Raw genomic sequence first — 15,252 nt, forward strand, 5'->3', positions numbered from 1 at the left:
GCTCTATGGGTGAACTGACGCGCCAGCCTGCGCGGGAAATCAAAAGCGCGCTGATCGACAGCGTGCTGGCCGGTCTTTGCGCATTAATTGTCTTTGGCCCGATCGTCGGCGTGGTGCTCAAAGGGTATGGCTTTACCCTCGCGCCCGCGCGGGTGGCGATTCTGGTGGCGGTGGTGATGGCCGGCAGGCTGGCGCTCAGCCTGCTGCTGCAGAGCCACAGGGGAAAAGCCTTTATTGCCCGCTTTGAGGGGGCGGATGACGGGGTGTACGTCCGGCCGCCGGGCTACCGCTCGCGGCTGCGCTGGATAATGCCGATGCTGGTGGGCCTGGCCATTGTCTTTCCGTTTCTCGCCACAAAATATCTGCTGACCGTGGCCATCCTTGGGCTGATCTACGTTCTGCTTGGCCTGGGGTTAAATATTGTGGTGGGCCTCGCGGGGCTGCTCGATCTGGGCTATGTGGCGTTTTACGCCATCGGCGCCTACGGCCTGGCGCTGGGCTACCAGTACCTCGGGCTCGGCTTCTGGGCGATGCTGCCGCTGGGGGCGGTGATGGCGGCCCTCGCCGGGGCATTGCTCGGCTTTCCGGTGTTGCGCATGCATGGCGACTACCTGGCTATCGTCACCCTCGGCTTTGGCGAAATTATCCGCCTGGTGCTCAACAACTGGGTGAGCTTCACCGGCGGCCCTAACGGCGTACCGGTGCCGTCCCCTACGCTGTTTGGCCTCGAATTTACCCGCCGGGCTAAGGATGGCGGCATCCCCGTCCATGAGTTCTTCCACGTCAGTTACAACCCCAACCTGAAATTCATCTTTCTCTACGCCGTGCTGTGCCTGGTGGTGATGCTGGTGCTGCTGGTGAAGCATCGCCTGACGCGGATGCCCATCGGCCGCGCCTGGGAGGCGCTGCGCGAGGATGAGATCGCCTGTCGGGCGATGGGGCTCAACCACGTGCTGGTCAAGCTCTCGGCGTTTATGCTCGGCGCGTCGACCGCCGGCATCGCCGGGGTGTTCTTCGCCAGCTATCAGGGATTTGTTAACCCGACGTCGTTCACCTTTTTTGAGTCGGCGCTGATCCTGGCGATTGTGGTGCTGGGAGGAATGGGCTCCACCCTGGGGGTGGTGCTGGCGGCGTTTGTCCTGACGGTCACCCCGGAGCTGCTGCGCGGGTTTGACGAATATCGCGTGCTGCTGTTTGGCGTACTGATGGTGATGATGATGATCTGGCGGCCGCGCGGCCTGGTGCGCACCAGCCGCAGCGGGGTAGCGTGGCGAAAAGGAGTCGCGCCATGACCGACAGCATCTTACGCGTTGAGCATCTGATGATGCATTTCGGCGGCATCAAAGCGCTGAATGACGTCAATCTGGAGGTGGAGCGGGGGTCGATCACCGCCCTGATCGGCCCCAACGGCGCGGGCAAAACCACGGTATTTAACTGCCTGACCGGCTTTTATCGGGCGACGGGGGGGAGCATCGTGCTGCGGGCGCGGGAAAAGGTCACCGATGTCATTCAGGTGCTGGGGCAAAAGCTTCACCCGGACGATTTTCTCCACCCGGCGCAGCTGGGGCGGCGGATCTATTACAAGATGTTCGGCGGCACCCATCTGGTGAACCGTGCCGGCCTGGCGCGTACCTTCCAGAATATTCGCCTGTTCCGCGAGATGTCGGTGATTGAGAACCTGCTGGTGGCCCAGCATACCCAGGTTAACCGCCATCTGCTGGCCGGGATCCTCAATACTCGCGGCTATCGGCAGGCGGAGAGTCAGGCGCTGGATCGCGCTTTTTACTGGCTGGAGGTGGTGGATATGGTGGACTGTGCCAACCGTCTGGCGGGAACGCTTTCCTACGGACAGCAGCGGCGGCTGGAGATCGCCCGCGCCATGTGCACCCGCCCGGAGATGATCTGTCTGGATGAGCCGGCGGCCGGACTCAACCCGGTGGAAACCCAGGCGCTGAGCCGGATTATCCGCTTTCTGCGTCAGCAGCACGGCATCACGGTGCTATTGATCGAACATGATATGGGGATGGTGATGGAGATTTCGGATCATATCATCGTGCTCGACCACGGGGACGTCATCGCCCGCGGCGCGCCGCAGGCGATCCAGGCCAACGCCAGCGTGATTGCCGCCTATCTTGGCGCTGAGGAAGAGGAGACCCGCCGATGAGCCAGCCACTGCTTGCCTTTGATGAGGTGGATGTCTTCTACGGGCCGATCCACGCCCTGAAGCAGGTCTCCCTCACCGTCAACGAGGGGGAGACGGTGGCGCTGATTGGCGCCAACGGCGCCGGTAAATCAACGCTGCTGATGTCGGTCTTCGGCCAGCCGCGCATTGCCGGCGGGGAGATTTTCTATCGCGGGGAGGCGATCAGCCGGAAATCGACCCACTTTATCGCCAGCAACGGCATCGCCCAGGCCCCGGAAGGGCGGCGCATTTTTCCCGATATGACCGTCGAGGAGAATCTGCTGATGGGGACCATTGCCATCGGCAACCGCTATCAGGCCGAGGACAAGGCCCGGATGTACCAGCTGTTCCCCCGGCTGGAAGAGCGGCGGGGACAGCGGGCGATGACCCTCTCCGGCGGCGAGCAGCAGATGCTGGCCATCGCCAGGGCGCTGATGAGCCGGCCGCGCCTGCTGCTGCTGGATGAGCCGAGCCTGGGGCTGGCGCCGCTGGTGGTGAAGCAGATATTTCAGATCCTGCGCGAGCTGACGGCCCAGGGAATGACGCTGTTTCTGGTGGAGCAGAACGCCCGCCATGCCCTCAACCTGTCGGACCGCGCCTATGTGATGGTGAACGGTCAAATCCGCCTGAGCGGTAGCGGCCAGGCGCTGCTCAACGACCCGGAGGTGCGTAAGGCGTATCTGGGGATCAGCGGCTGAGAGAGTTAATCCTGCGCTTCGTTACGGGTTTTAATGTGCTGCCAGAAACGTTCGGCGGCCTGGTTAAGCCGCGAGCCGGAGCGGTAGAGCCAGGCGCCGATCGGCAGCGACAGGCTCTCATCGAGGATCGTCAGACGGCCTTCGTCCAGCTCGCGCTGAATAGAGTACTGCGGCAGCCAGCCCACGCCGTCGCCATTGAGGATCATGCGCTTGAGCAGCTCGCTCATGGAAGAGACAAAGGTGAGGGAGAAGGTGATCTCCGGCGTGCGGTCGATGACCTGGTTCACCTGGCGCCCCATATAGCTGTCGTTGGCGTATTTCATCAGCGGCAGCACGCCGCGATGTAAATGAAACAGCGGCCGGCCATGTTCGTCGCAGGGGGAGACCAGGTGCAGGTAGGAATCAAAAATTTTATGATTAATAAACGGATAGTTCATTAATTCTTCATTATAGAAGGAGAGGATAAAATCGCTTTTACCCTCTTTCAGGTTAAATACGGCGTCGTTGACGTTAATCGATTCAACATGAAAAGTCTTATTTTTACGGTCGGTGTAACCGGCGATAATTTCCGGCAGCAATAACACCGACAGCGAAGGGGCGGCGTCGATTCTTATTTTTTGCGTGGTGTTATTTAAGCCTTTAATTCGGCTGATCTGAAAATCCATATCGTCGAGCATATTTCGCGCATAGCCGACAAAAATCTTCCCGCGATTGGTCAACTGCAGGGGGTTGGCGCTGCGATCGAAGATGCTGAATCCGAGGGAAGCCTCGAGCGACTGGATGCGTCGGCTGAACGAGGACTGGGAGATATTGCGGGCTTTGGCCGCCAGGGTAAAGCTGCGTGACTCCTCGAGAGCAATCACATCATACAGCCATTTAACTTCCAGATTTGCCAACACCGATCCAGTCCTCAAAAACGCAATAAAGGCTATGCAATTTTAGCATAGCGCATAGAAACTATGCAATTAACATAATTATCGACAGGTGTTAACATTTTTTGGAAAGTTGAGATTTATGAATGCGTATCGGCGACCCTACATGAGCACGATATGAAATCGCGACTCACGGTTATTTATTGCTTTATTTCATTGCCCCGGAATTATCTTATTCAATAGCGGGCGACGAAGACGAAAGCAATGAATAACCCAGGCCTCTTACCTTAAATAGTTTGTCAGGAGTTCCATGTCACAACAAATTGAATCAGTAAAAATGGCTCTGCAGGAGCTGGGGATTAATGCAAGCGGCGAATTGTTTTACAACCCTGATTACGATTTGCTTATTGCACATGAAACCTCCCCTGAGCTGACCGGCGCGGCCCGCGGCGTGATGACCGACTCTGGCGCTGTGGCAGTGGATACCGGTATCTTCACCGGCCGCTCGCCGCGCGATAAATATATCGTCAGAGACGAGCAGACGCGCGACACCGTATGGTGGGCTGACTCCGGCCTTGGCCGCAATGACAATAAGCCGTTATCGCCAGACGTGTGGCGCAGCCTGAAAAGCCTGGTCGCAGGCCAGCTGAGCGGCAAAAAACTGTACATCATCGATGCCTGGTGCGGCGCCAGCCCGGACACCCGCCTTGGCGTGCGCTTCGTTACCGAGGTGGCGTGGCAGGCCCACTTTGTCAAAAACATGTTTATCGTGCCGAGCGCCGACGAGCTGGCCAGCTTTACGCCAGACTTCGTGGTGCTCAACGGCGCCGGCTGCACCAATGCCAACTGGCAGGCGCAGGGCATGAACTCCGAGAACTTCGTCGCCTTTAACCTGAGCGAGCGTATTCAGCTCATCGGCGGCACCTGGTACGGCGGCGAAATGAAAAAAGGGCTGTTCTCGGTCATGAACTACCTGCTGCCGCAGAAAGGCATCGCGTCGATGCACTGCTCGGCCAACCGTGGCGAAGCAGGGGACGTCGCGCTGTTCTTCGGCCTCTCCGGTACCGGCAAAACCACGCTGTCCACCGACCCGCATCGTCAGCTGATTGGCGATGACGAGCACGGCTGGGACGATGACGGGGTATTTAACTTCGAAGGCGGCTGCTACGCCAAGACCATTAATCTCGACCCGCAGGCGGAGCCGGAGATTTATGGCGCCATCCGCCGCAATGCGCTGCTGGAAAACGTGGTGGTGCGCGCCGACGGCAGCGTGGATTATGCCGACGGCAGCAAAACCGAGAATACCCGCGTCTCCTATCCGCTGTCGCATATCGACAATATCGTCAAGCCGGTGTCCCGCGCAGGCCATCCGTCGAAGGTCATTTTCCTTGCCGCTGACGCGTTTGGCGTCCTGCCGCCGGTCTCCCGTCTGACCACCGAGCAGATGCAGTACCATTTCCTGTCGGGCTTCACCTCGAAGCTGGCGGGCACCGAGCGTGGCATTACCCAGCCGACGCCGACCTTCTCCGCCTGCTACGGCGCGGCGTTCCTGCTGCTTCACCCGACCCAGTACGCCAGCGTCCTGGCGGCGAAGATGGCGGAATCCGGTGCGGAAGCCTGGCTGGTCAACACCGGCTGGAACGGCGAGGGCAAACGCCTGTCGCTGCGCGATACCCGCAGCATCATTAGCGCAATCCTCAACGGTACCACCGGCCCGCTGCGCGATGAGGCAATCCCGGTATTCAATCTTGCGATCCCGCAGAGCATTCCGGGAGTCGACAGCGCGGTGCTGGATCCGCGTAATGGCTGGAGCTCAGCGGATAAGTGGCAGGAGAAGGCGGAGAGTCTGGCTCAGCTGTTTATGGATAACTTTAAGCAGTACAGCGATACCGAAGCGGGCGCGCGTCTGGCGCTGGCCGGTCCGCAGCTGCAGAATAGCGCGGTCGAAGCCTGATCCGCGGCCAGCACGTCGACGCCTGGCGCCGACCTGCTGGCGAGCCGCTTTACTCCGCAAAGGCCCGCAGCGCATCGCCCGTGAGGCGATAACGCACCCACTCATCCTGCGGCTGCGCGCCAATGCTCAGATAGAAATCAATCGCCGGCTGGTTCCAGTCGAGCACGCTCCACTCCAGACGCCCGCACTGACGCTGTACAGCATATTGCGCGATGGTTTTCAGCAGCGCTTTCCCGGCGCCGATCCCGCGATAGTCGGGGGTCACGTACAGATCTTCCATATAGATGCCATTGCGGCCAAGCCAGGTGGAGTAGCTGGTGAAGAACACGGCGTAGCCCACCGCTTTGCCCGCCACCTCGCAGATCAGCGCCTCAGTTTTGCTGCTGCTGGCAAACAGCGTCTCTCTGATCTCCTCTGCCGTCGTCACCACCTCTTCGGGGGCTTTCTCGTAGACCGCGAGTTCATAAATCATGTCGTAAATGGCGGTGGCGTCGTCCGGGGTGGCCTGGCGGATCGTGATGCTCATGGGTCGTCCTGTCTGAATGGTATCAAGGAAAGCAACATTGCTGACCCAGAGCATAAGCGGTATTGTGAAAAGAATTAAGTGCAATGAAATCAGCAAATGATGAATATTATGCATCCAGTCCTGCGCCGGATTGACCTCAACCTGCTGCCGGTCTTTGACGCGGTCTATCGCTCCCGCTCGGTGCGCCTGGCGGCGGAAGAGCTGGCGATGAGCACCTCGGCGCTGAGCCATGCGCTTTCCCGGCTGCGCAGCGCCCTCAACGACCCGCTGTTCTATCGCGAAGGCCACCGGATGTGTCCCAGCGTCTATGCCAGCCAGCTGGCGCCCTCTATCGCTTCGGCGCTGAAATTTCTCAATCAGGAGCTGACGCCGCCGGCGGCGTTTGTGCCGACCGCCAGCACCGACTGCATGCAGATTGCGATCACCGATTTCACCGCATTCTGCGTCTTTCCGACGCTGATGCACCGCCTGCAGCGGGAGGCGCCCGGGCTGCGGTTTGAGCTTCGTTATCTGCCCCATAGCCCGGCGCTGACCGAGCTGCTGGCGGGCGAGGTCGACCTGGCTCTCGGGTTCAACACCCCTGACGAGCCAACCCATCCCGATCTTGAGGAGATCAACTGGCTGCGGGACGAATATGTGGTCATCAGTCAGGCTGACCGCACGGCGCTGACCCTGGACGCCTATCTTGCGGCCCGTCATCTGGTGGTAACCCCGTGGAATGAGCGGCAGGGGGTGCTGGACTGCGAGCTGGAGCGGCAGGGCTATTCGCGGCAGGTGGCGGTGAAAACGCCCTCGATGCTGAGCGCCCCCTTTATTATTGAGCAGAGCGATCTGCTGATGGCGCTGCCCCGGCGGGCGGCGGAGACGATGGCCCGCGCCGCCCGACTGACCATTTTCCCGCTGCCGTTTCCGGTTCCCCCGTTTGACGTCAAGATTTACGCCCATAAACGCAGTGGGAAACGCGAGGCCACCCGCTGGCTGATCTCCCTGCTGCAGACGCTGGGGAACGTCGCCACGGCGCCGGCGCCCTGAGGCCACATCCGGGTTATTAACCTATCGCCGCTGCGCATCGCGTTAACCATCCCGGACCGGGCATGTCTTATACCGTCGGGGGCGCAACCGCGTACCCTGGCCTCGGTCACAAAACGGAAAACTCACATTTTCATCTCCACCACCGATGCTGAGGGTACAGAAAGTGTTAAATGATTGTATATAAAAGTAATGTTAATTAGCTAAATGTTATTTATGCGTAAATTGCATCAATGGATGCGTTTATTACGCTTATTTCATACCGGGTTCTGTTTCAGTCTTCAGCAACAGGCGCGCGACAACGCGTGGATAACAAACTGGAGACCTGCATGCATTCGACAACCTCACTGATGAGTACCCGTGATCGGCTCGGCGCCATTCTGCGCGTCACGTCCGGTAACTTTCTCGAACAGTTCGACTTTTTCCTGTTCGGGTTTTATGCCACCTACATCGCACATACCTTTTTTCCGGCCAGCAGTGAATTCGCCTCGCTGATGATGACCTTTGCGGTCTTTGGCGCCGGCTTTCTGATGCGGCCCATCGGCGCCATCGTGCTTGGCGCCTATATCGACAAGGTTGGGCGGCGCAAAGGGCTGATTGTGACCCTGTCGATCATGGCCACCGGCACCTTCCTGATCGTGCTGATCCCCTCTTACCAGACCATTGGCCTGTGGGCGCCGTTGCTGGTGCTGATCGGCCGTCTGCTGCAGGGCTTCTCCGCCGGCGCTGAACTGGGCGGGGTATCCGTCTATCTGGCCGAGATCGCCACCCCGGGCCGCAAAGGGTTTTACACCAGCTGGCAGTCGGGCAGCCAGCAGGTCGCCATCATGGTGGCGGCCGCGATGGGCTTTGCCCTCAACGCCGTACTGGAGCAGAGCGCAATCAGCGACTGGGGATGGCGTATTCCGTTCCTTTTTGGCTGCCTGATCGTGCCGTTCATTTTTGTGCTGCGCCGTAAGCTGGAGGAGACCCAGGAGTTTACTGCCCGCCGCCATCACCTGGCGATGCGCCAGGTGTTCGCCACCCTGCTGGCGAACTGGCAGGTGGTCATCGCGGGGATGATGATGGTGGCGATGACCACCACCGCGTTCTACCTGATCACCGTCTATGCGCCGACCTTTGGCAAAAAAGTGCTGATGCTCAGCGCCTCTGACAGCCTGCTGGTCACGCTGCTGGTGGCGATTTCCAACTTCTTCTGGCTGCCGGTGGGCGGGGCGCTGTCCGACCGCTTTGGCCGCCGGCCGGTGCTGATTGCCATGACGCTGCTGGCGCTGGCTACTGCCTGGCCTGCGCTGACCATGCTGGCGAACGCGCCGAGCTTTTTAATGATGCTGAGCGTGCTGCTGTGGCTGTCGTTTATCTACGGCATGTACAACGGGGCGATGATCCCGGCGCTGACCGAAATTATGCCCGCCGAAGTGCGCGTGGCAGGCTTCTCGCTGGCCTATAGCCTGGCGACCGCGGTGTTTGGCGGCTTCACGCCGGTGATCTCCACGGCGCTGATCGAATATACCGGTGATAAAGCCTCCCCTGGCTACTGGATGAGCTTTGCCGCCGTCTGCGGTCTGCTGGCCACCTGCTACCTCTATCGCCGCAGCGCCGTCGCGCTGCAGACGGCACGTTAATCAGGGAGAGGATGATGCGTAAAACGACAGGAACCCTGCTGGCCACGCTGCTGCTGGCCGCCACCGGCGGCAGCGCGCTGTCCGCTGAGGTCACCGTGATGATCTCCGGCGGCTTCAAAGCGGCGCTGGAAAAGCTGGCCCCGGCGTGGGAAAAACAAACTGGCAACCATCTCGTGGTGATCCCCGGCCCGTCAATGGGGAAAACGCCGCAGGCGATCCCTAACCGCCTGGCGCGGGGCGAACACGCGGACGTGGTGATTATGGTCGGCGACGCGCTGACCAGCCTCGAGAAAGCGGGCCGAACGCAGCCGGATTCGCGCCGGGAGCTGGCCGACTCGCCCATCGGCGTGGTGGTGAAAGCGGGAGCGCCGCTGCCGGCCATCCGCAGCGCAGACCAGCTGCGGGCGGCGCTGCTGGCTGCCCCGTCGGTCGCGTACTCCGACAGCGCCAGCGGACGCTATGTCAGCTCGACGCTGTTCCACCGCCTGGGCATTGATGAGGCGATGCAGAGCAAAGCGCAGATGGTGGAGCGTATTCCGGTGGCCTCGGAAGTGGCGAAGGGACGTTATGCGATCGGTTTTCAGCAGGTGAGCGAACTGCTGCCGGTGCCCGGCGTAACCTTCGTCGGCGAACTGCCGGATAACCTGCAGTACATCACCCGCTTTGCCGGGGCGGTGACCGTCAGCGCCGACCACCCGCAGGAAGGAAAGGCGCTGCTAACCTATCTGGCCTCACCGGCGGCGCAGGAGACCATCCACGCCACCGGTATGCGAAGCGTGGCCGCCGCTGCGCCGGTCAGCCAGAAGGATACTGTTCAATAATCAGCTTCTCCAGCTCTGCCGCTACGTAGGACTGAATACGGCCGCTGAGGCGGATCAGGCCTACCGTGCGGGTGACCACCGGGTCGGTGAGCGGCACGGCGCGGAGAACGGAATGCTCCCCAGCGGGCATTGACATCGCGGGCACGGCGGCAATGCCGATGCCCGCTTCCACCATCCCCAGCATCGTGGTGACGTGGCGGGTTTCGCAAATGCTTGGCCGCGCCGGCGTCAGATGCGCCAGCTCCCGGTCGAGCAGCGTCCGGTTGCCGGAGACCCGATCGAGGCCAATATAATCCTGTTCAAAATATGCCTGCCAGCTGAGGTGCGTCCTGCCTGCCAGCGGATGGTCATGCCGACAGGCGGCGACATAGCGGTCGTCGGCCAGCGGGGTGAATTCGATGCTGGCCGGCAGGTTTTTGGCAAAGCAGAGCCCAAAGTCAGCCTGTCCGCTGCTGACCGCCTCGATCACATTCCCGACGCTGCTGTCAATCAGCCGGATACGCACCTGGGGATAACGCGCCTGAAAGCTGCGGATGATGTCCGGCATAAAGTAGTAGGCGGCAGAGGGTATCGTCGCCACCGTCACCAGCCCGGTGCGCGCCTTGCTGACCTGGCTGATATCCGCCAGCACCGTCTCGACGTGGGCCAGCAGCTGCTCTGAACGTTCGGCAAAATTCTGTCCATACAGCGTAAGGGTCACGCGGCGGGTGGTGCGCTCGAACAGCCGGTTGCCCAAGGCGGTCTCCAGCTTTTCGATGCGCCGGCTGAGGGCCGACTGCGACAGGCAAATGGATTCTGCGGCCAGCCGAAAGCTGCCATACTCCATCAGGGCGCGAAAGGCATAGAGATCGTTGAAGTCAAAATTTACGGGCATGGCGGCGGCATCCTTATCGGCTGTCTGACGCCTCGCCCCGTCCGGTGAGGGGCGATGGCGACGAAAATCGGCTCGGCAGGTGACTGGGCGCGCGGCTGACCGCACGCCGGGTCGTCAAACCTTGAGCAGTTTTACCGTGGCATCGATATCGATTTCGTCTTCCGAGAAGATCAGGGTTGTCCCCTGAAAGGTGGTGATCGCCAGCTTTTTCACCGAGCGCATCTCTCCCGGCTGCACCGTGGATTTTGGCCGGATGCTGTTCATCAGCAGCCCGACCGACAGCACCGCGTTTTCTTTATCCACGCGGGTCTCGACCGGCTCTTCTTCCCGGTAAACCACATAGGACTTGATGGAGGTCAGCTTCAGCCGCTCGCCGGCGATATAGATATATTTGCTCTCCGGAATGACCTTGACCGCGTAGGCCGACAGCCCTTTATTGTTGGTGGTTGGTTCGAAAGTCACCGCCGCGTCTTTCTTGATGAGATCGGGATTGGCGACCTTAATCACATGAAAATACCGGTTTTCGCCGTTTTCATCTTTGATAAATCCAAAACCTTTATCTTTAAACCACGTTGTGATTGTTCCGTTCATCGCCATTACCGTTCTTACTCGTTGGTTAACTCAAATTTTGCAGCGCGCAGTGTAAAGCACATTGCCTGCGCAGACCATGCCTTTACGATAAGTGTGGGTGATAAATGACACCGCCGCGAGGGCGGATCGTGCGCCAGCGTCGTACCGGCGGACAAAATGGGGTACTATCGCCGGCCACTCCTTCTTCGGGCCGCCTGATGTCCACCATTATCGATACCTTTGTCGCGCCGCCGTGCCGCGACCAGATCACCCTCTTGTATCAGGATGAACACCTGCTGCTAATCAATAAACCGGCCGGGCTGCTGAGCCTGTCAGGCAAAGATCCGCGCAACCTCGACTCTGTCCATCATCGACTGGTCCAGCGCTTTCCGGGCTGTACCCTGGTACACCGCCTTGACTTCGGCACTTCCGGTCTGATGGTGGTCGCCCGCAACAAGGGGATTAACGCTGCGCTGTGCCAACAGTTCAGCCAGCGCACGGTGGGTAAGGTCTATACGGCGCTGCTGTGCGGCCATCTGCCGGAAGACGAGGGGGTCGTGGAGGCGGCGATCGCCAAAGAGCCGGCCCGTTTCCCGCGCATGTCGATCAGTGTCCGGCACGGCAAACCGGCGCGTTCGCGCTACCGGGTCATTGACCGCCTGTACCAGACGCGGGAAGGGGAGAGGGCGCTGGCGCTGACGAGGGTGGCGCTTACCCCGGAGACCGGGCGCACCCATCAGCTGCGGATCCACTGTCAGCTGCTGGGCTATCCGATCCTTGGCTGCGATCTGTATGGCGGCCGGGAATTGCCGGGCACGGAACAGGCTCCGCGGCTGATGCTGCACGCCAGCGAGCTGCGCTTTGTCCATCCCGTCAGCCGCGAGCCGATGCATATCCAGCAGGCAAGCTCGTTCTGATCGCCTGCCGCCGGAAGCCCGCGATCACCACATCAGGTCGTCGGGCACCTTAAAGTCGGCGTACGGATCGTCTTCATCCTGTTCATCCTGACTCAGGGCGCTGTGCAACACGATGCAGCTGGCATCGCGCTGGGCAATTTTCTCTGCCACGACCGCCGGAATAATCGCATATTCCCCTTCAGGTTTGTTATCCACCGCCAGGCGGGCAATCGCCAGACGGCCGTTAATCAGCTGGGTTTGGGTGGTCTTGTCGACCATGATTTTTTTGATCAGATTATTATCGGTAAAGTTAAAGCCGATATCGCCCCGGGCGACCGTAATGCGGTTCATCTCAATCAGCTGCTTGACCTGGGCTTTATACTCTTTCGCCAGCACCGCCTGCTTTTGCTGCTCGCTGAGCAGTTTATCGCGCTCCAGCTGGGCTTTTTTATTCTCTTCCACCGCTTCCCGGGCCTCACGGGCCTGCACGCGGGATTTTTTCGCCGTTCTCTGGACTTTGGCCATTTTTTTGCTGCTGACCAGGCCGGCTTTGAGCATCTGCTCTTGTAAGGTAAGTTTTGTCATTTGCGTATCTGAAGCTTAGGAAACATCTGGCAAGTATACCTGCATTGGCGGAAACGACGCCAGACCCGCGGACGTGCTGGGCCGCTGTGGCCAGTAGCGCGAGACTGGCGGGGGATTACTCCCGGGGCTGGAGCTGATAAATCCAGGCGCTGACCTGCTGTCCATCGTCGGTGGTCACCTCAACCGACACCCGATCGTACCCCTCCTCAAACTCGTCCAGCATGGGCCAGTGCGCCGCCAGCCGGTCGGACAGGAACAGATAGCCGTTGACCCGCGGGCCGTTGGCGTCGAGGACGATCCCCGGAAAATCAGCGGCAGCGCCCCAGCCGCGCGCGTAAAAGGTGCCAGTGACGTAGCCCGGACGCCACTCGCCCCCGATCGTCTCCAGAATATGCGCATTGCTGCGACCGGGACAGAGCGTCCCATAGACAAATAACGGTTTCATTGTTCCTCTCGCGATCGTGACTTCATCCGCCCACAGCGGAAACCCAAAATACGGGGTAATGTAGCGCCTGGCAATGGCCGGGTGTTGATCCGCCACCTCAACCGCCAGCAGTACCTTGACGCTCGCTCCGCCCGCTAATCCTCGCGCTGACAGACATCATGATGACAACACATACAGACCTCCGCTATTAAACCGGTGGCGACCCGCGCACGCTGGCCGATTTTATTGCGCTGCGTGCAGAAATGAACAAGCTCAACCACCCGGCGCGGCCGAATATTAACTGGCCGTATGCCGAGCAGCTTGCCCGCGGAACACCTCACCGGCTGGGCGGAGGGCATGCGGCAGCTGCAACGGCTCGCCGGTCAGCTCAATGCCCTCGACGAGCAGAAGGGGAAGTACCTGACGGTGAGCGAACTGAAAACGGCGGTGTTTGCCATCATGCAGTCGCTTAACCGTGCCGTTCCGCTGGAGGAGCAGCTGCGCGAGCTGGCCGCGCTCCCCGCGGGTCAACCCTGGCCTGCCGCCCGCGGCAGCCTCGCCGAACTGCATCTGCAACAGCCGATCGTGGAGTATGCACTGCTGAAGCGAAAACAGCCGGCGTCGCCGCCCGCTGCGCTCCCCGAAACCGGTGAGCCCTCGGTGAGTGAGGCGGTGAAATAAAATGTGCGCATGGCAACATTTTCTTTACATCATGATTGCAAGAACCGAACGCCCTTCGTAGTCTGAAAATGATTTAAATATACCGTTTGTGTTTATATTGAAAATTTTATTTCAACCTCTAAGGGCATGCTATGAAGCACTGTAAAATCATCCTGTTAGTAGGCCTTCTGGCCAGTTCCGCTTCGGCATTAGCGGAGAAGATCGGCGTCTCGATGGCTTACTTCGATCAAAACTTTCTCACCATTATCCGTCAGTCCATTGAGAAAGAAGCTCAAGCCCGTCACGTCGATGTGCAGTTCGAAGACGCCCGCGGCGACACCGGACGCCAGGCCGATCAGGTGCAGAGCTTCATCGCCTCCGGCGTGGACGCCATCATCGTGGACCCCGTGGACTCCGCCAGCACCCCGCAGCTGACGAAGATGGCGCAGCAGGCCAGAATGCCGCTGGTGTATGTGAACCGGACGCCGGGGGATAAAACGTTACCGCCTGGCGTGGTGTTTGTCGGATCGGACGAGCGGGAGTCCGGTACATTACAGATGGAAGCGCTGGCGAAGCTGGCAAACTACAAAGGCAACGTCGCCATCATGATCGGCAATCTCACCGATGCCGGCGCGCTGCAGCGCACCAAAGACGTAGAGCAGGTGGTGGCCAAATACCCGGCGATGAAAGTGGTGCAGAAACAGCCGGCCAACTATTCCCGCAGCGAGGGAATGGATCTGATGCAGAACTGGGCAGGTAACGGGGAAGAGATTGATATTGTGGCGGCGAACAACGATGAGATGGCGATTGGCGCGGCGATGGCGCTGGAGAAGAGCCAGAAGAAGTTGCTGATCGGCGGGATCGACGCCACGTCGGATGGGCTAAAAGCGTTGGCCAGCGATAAGATCCAGGTAACAGTCTTCCAGGATGCCGTTGGTCAGGGCAAAACGGCCTTAGCGGTGGCGCTGAAGCTGATTAAAGGAGAAAAAGTCGAGTCCCATGTCTGGATCCCGTTTGAGTTAGTGACCAAAGAAAATATGCAGACCTATGTGGAAAAGAGTCATTAACGGCAAGGCGGAAGTGTTCGAACTTTGCTGATAAAACCGGGCTGAGAATGTGTCGCCCGGGCAATGAAACCGGAGGATAAGACATGGCAATGGCAAAAAGCGGTTATACGCTGCAGGTGATAAAGGCAGGGCAGCAGGGGCATGTTGAAATGAGGTGGGGGCATCTCGCGGAAGTCGATACGCGCGCGGCGGCGGCGACCATCGCGCAGCATATCGGGCGACCCTCGTCTGCGGCGGATCCGCAGGAGATTAGCCTGTCGCTGACCAATGCTGCCAGCGGCATCTCGGTGGAGCTTCATCACCCGGCCTCAGGGGAAAGCGCCACCCCGGCTTTTATTGAGGACGAGTTAAAAAAGATTGTGCAGATCGTTGATGGCTACGAAGCGGCAGAAGAGACCCATATCGTGGAGTAGCGCGCCGTCTGGCGCACGAAAAAAAATCCACGCCGGAGCGTGGATTTTTTATTACT

Annotated in this window: 16 protein-coding genes and 1 pseudogene; 11 read left to right on the forward strand and 6 right to left on the reverse strand. The window is 59.8% G+C overall.

Features of this window, described 5'->3' with window-relative positions:
• Positions 1-5 precede the first annotated feature (5 nt).
• From livM to ABLV64_RS25785, 3 genes are read left to right on the forward strand one after another with little or no spacing between them, the layout of a single operon-like run.
• Positions 6-1,292: a high-affinity branched-chain amino acid ABC transporter permease LivM gene (livM, locus tag ABLV64_RS25775; RefSeq protein ID WP_004203256.1), complete on the forward strand. Its 1,287-nt coding sequence runs from the start codon at positions 6-8 to the stop codon at positions 1,290-1,292.
• Positions 1,289-2,164 carry an ATP-binding cassette domain-containing protein gene (locus ABLV64_RS25780; RefSeq protein WP_004203255.1) on the forward strand — a complete coding sequence of 292 codons (876 nt, stop codon included), beginning with the start codon at positions 1,289-1,291 and terminating at the stop codon, positions 2,162-2,164. The genes livM and ABLV64_RS25780 overlap by 4 nt, the downstream gene beginning before the upstream one ends.
• Positions 2,161-2,880: an ABC transporter ATP-binding protein gene (locus ABLV64_RS25785; protein ID WP_032456283.1), complete on the forward strand. Its 720-nt coding sequence runs from the start codon at positions 2,161-2,163 to the stop codon at positions 2,878-2,880. Before ABLV64_RS25780 ends, ABLV64_RS25785 begins: the two co-directional genes overlap by 4 nt.
• A 5-nt stretch (positions 2,881-2,885) precedes the next feature.
• On the opposite strand, the gene ABLV64_RS25790 is transcribed toward ABLV64_RS25785, so the two are convergent.
• Positions 2,886-3,779 (reverse strand): LysR substrate-binding domain-containing protein, encoded by an 894-nt coding sequence (locus tag ABLV64_RS25790; protein WP_004203253.1) that lies wholly within the window; start codon positions 3,777-3,779, stop codon positions 2,886-2,888.
• A gap of 283 nt (positions 3,780-4,062) precedes the next feature.
• Between ABLV64_RS25790 and pckA the strand changes: the two genes are divergently transcribed.
• Complete coding sequence (pckA, locus tag ABLV64_RS25795; protein ID WP_004203251.1) at positions 4,063-5,706, forward strand: phosphoenolpyruvate carboxykinase (ATP); 1,644 nt, start codon at positions 4,063-4,065, stop codon at positions 5,704-5,706.
• Between the two features lie 49 nt (positions 5,707-5,755).
• Here pckA and ABLV64_RS25800 read toward each other — a convergent pair whose 3' ends face one another.
• Positions 5,756-6,232: a GNAT family N-acetyltransferase gene (locus tag ABLV64_RS25800; protein ID WP_004203250.1), complete on the reverse strand. Its 477-nt coding sequence runs from the start codon at positions 6,230-6,232 to the stop codon at positions 5,756-5,758.
• Positions 6,233-6,331: 99 nt separating this feature from the next.
• Here ABLV64_RS25800 and ABLV64_RS25805 point away from each other — a divergent pair, with 99 nt between their 5' ends.
• The 3 genes from ABLV64_RS25805 to ABLV64_RS25815 all read left to right on the forward strand — a co-directional run bounded on the left by ABLV64_RS25805 (position 6,332) and on the right by ABLV64_RS25815 (position 9,707).
• Entirely contained in the window at positions 6,332-7,264 is a 933-nt protein-coding gene (locus tag ABLV64_RS25805; RefSeq protein WP_235140642.1) for a LysR family transcriptional regulator, read from the forward strand.
• Positions 7,265-7,590: 326 nt separating this feature from the next.
• Entirely contained in the window at positions 7,591-8,886 is a 1,296-nt protein-coding gene (locus ABLV64_RS25810) for an MFS transporter (RefSeq protein ID WP_023318579.1), read from the forward strand.
• Between the two features lie 11 nt (positions 8,887-8,897).
• The gene (locus ABLV64_RS25815) at positions 8,898-9,707 is read left to right on the forward strand and encodes a substrate-binding domain-containing protein (RefSeq protein ID WP_025999205.1); all 810 of its coding nucleotides are present in this window, start codon (positions 8,898-8,900) and stop codon (positions 9,705-9,707) included.
• Here ABLV64_RS25815 and ABLV64_RS25820 read toward each other — a convergent pair.
• Together ABLV64_RS25820 and ABLV64_RS25825 are read right to left on the reverse strand one after the other, a co-directional pair.
• Positions 9,682-10,581 carry a LysR family transcriptional regulator gene (locus ABLV64_RS25820; RefSeq protein WP_004203244.1) on the reverse strand — a complete coding sequence of 300 codons (900 nt, stop codon included), beginning with the start codon at positions 10,579-10,581 and terminating at the stop codon, positions 9,682-9,684. The two genes, ABLV64_RS25815 and ABLV64_RS25820, sit on opposite strands and share 26 nt — an antisense overlap.
• A gap of 114 nt (positions 10,582-10,695) precedes the next feature.
• A complete protein-coding gene (locus ABLV64_RS25825) occupies positions 10,696-11,178 on the reverse strand; it encodes a cold shock domain-containing protein (RefSeq protein ID WP_004203243.1) in 483 nt (160 codons plus the stop codon).
• 191 nt (positions 11,179-11,369) lie between these two features.
• Between ABLV64_RS25825 and ABLV64_RS25830 the strand changes: the two genes are divergently transcribed.
• The gene (locus ABLV64_RS25830; protein ID WP_004203233.1) at positions 11,370-12,068 is read left to right on the forward strand and encodes an RluA family pseudouridine synthase; all 699 of its coding nucleotides are present in this window, start codon (positions 11,370-11,372) and stop codon (positions 12,066-12,068) included.
• Positions 12,069-12,092: 24 nt separating this feature from the next.
• On the opposite strand, the gene ABLV64_RS25835 is transcribed toward ABLV64_RS25830, so the two are convergent.
• Both ABLV64_RS25835 and ABLV64_RS25840 read right to left on the reverse strand, forming a co-directional pair.
• Positions 12,093-12,632 (reverse strand): DUF2058 domain-containing protein, encoded by a 540-nt coding sequence (locus tag ABLV64_RS25835; RefSeq protein ID WP_023318575.1) that lies wholly within the window; start codon positions 12,630-12,632, stop codon positions 12,093-12,095.
• A 115-nt stretch (positions 12,633-12,747) separates the two neighbouring features.
• Entirely contained in the window at positions 12,748-13,077 is a 330-nt protein-coding gene (locus tag ABLV64_RS25840) for a gamma-glutamylcyclotransferase family protein (RefSeq protein ID WP_004203231.1), read from the reverse strand.
• A 297-nt stretch (positions 13,078-13,374) separates the two neighbouring features.
• On the opposite strand from ABLV64_RS25840, the pseudogene ABLV64_RS25845 reads away from it, so the two are divergent.
• From ABLV64_RS25845 to ABLV64_RS25855, 3 genes and pseudogenes are all read left to right on the forward strand, one after another.
• Positions 13,375-13,737: pseudogene (locus ABLV64_RS25845) on the forward strand (VasL domain-containing protein); the annotation flags it as partial.
• A gap of 131 nt (positions 13,738-13,868) precedes the next feature.
• Positions 13,869-14,783 carry a sugar ABC transporter substrate-binding protein gene (locus tag ABLV64_RS25850; RefSeq protein WP_348843101.1) on the forward strand — a complete coding sequence of 305 codons (915 nt, stop codon included), beginning with the start codon at positions 13,869-13,871 and terminating at the stop codon, positions 14,781-14,783.
• Positions 14,784-14,866: 83 nt separating this feature from the next.
• Positions 14,867-15,196 carry a DUF1869 domain-containing protein gene (locus ABLV64_RS25855; RefSeq protein ID WP_004203225.1) on the forward strand — a complete coding sequence of 110 codons (330 nt, stop codon included), beginning with the start codon at positions 14,867-14,869 and terminating at the stop codon, positions 15,194-15,196.
• Positions 15,197-15,252 lie beyond the last annotated feature (56 nt).

Source organism: Klebsiella sp. JB_Kp031, from assembly GCF_040064295.1.
GTDB lineage: Bacteria > Pseudomonadota > Gammaproteobacteria > Enterobacterales > Enterobacteriaceae > Klebsiella > Klebsiella quasipneumoniae.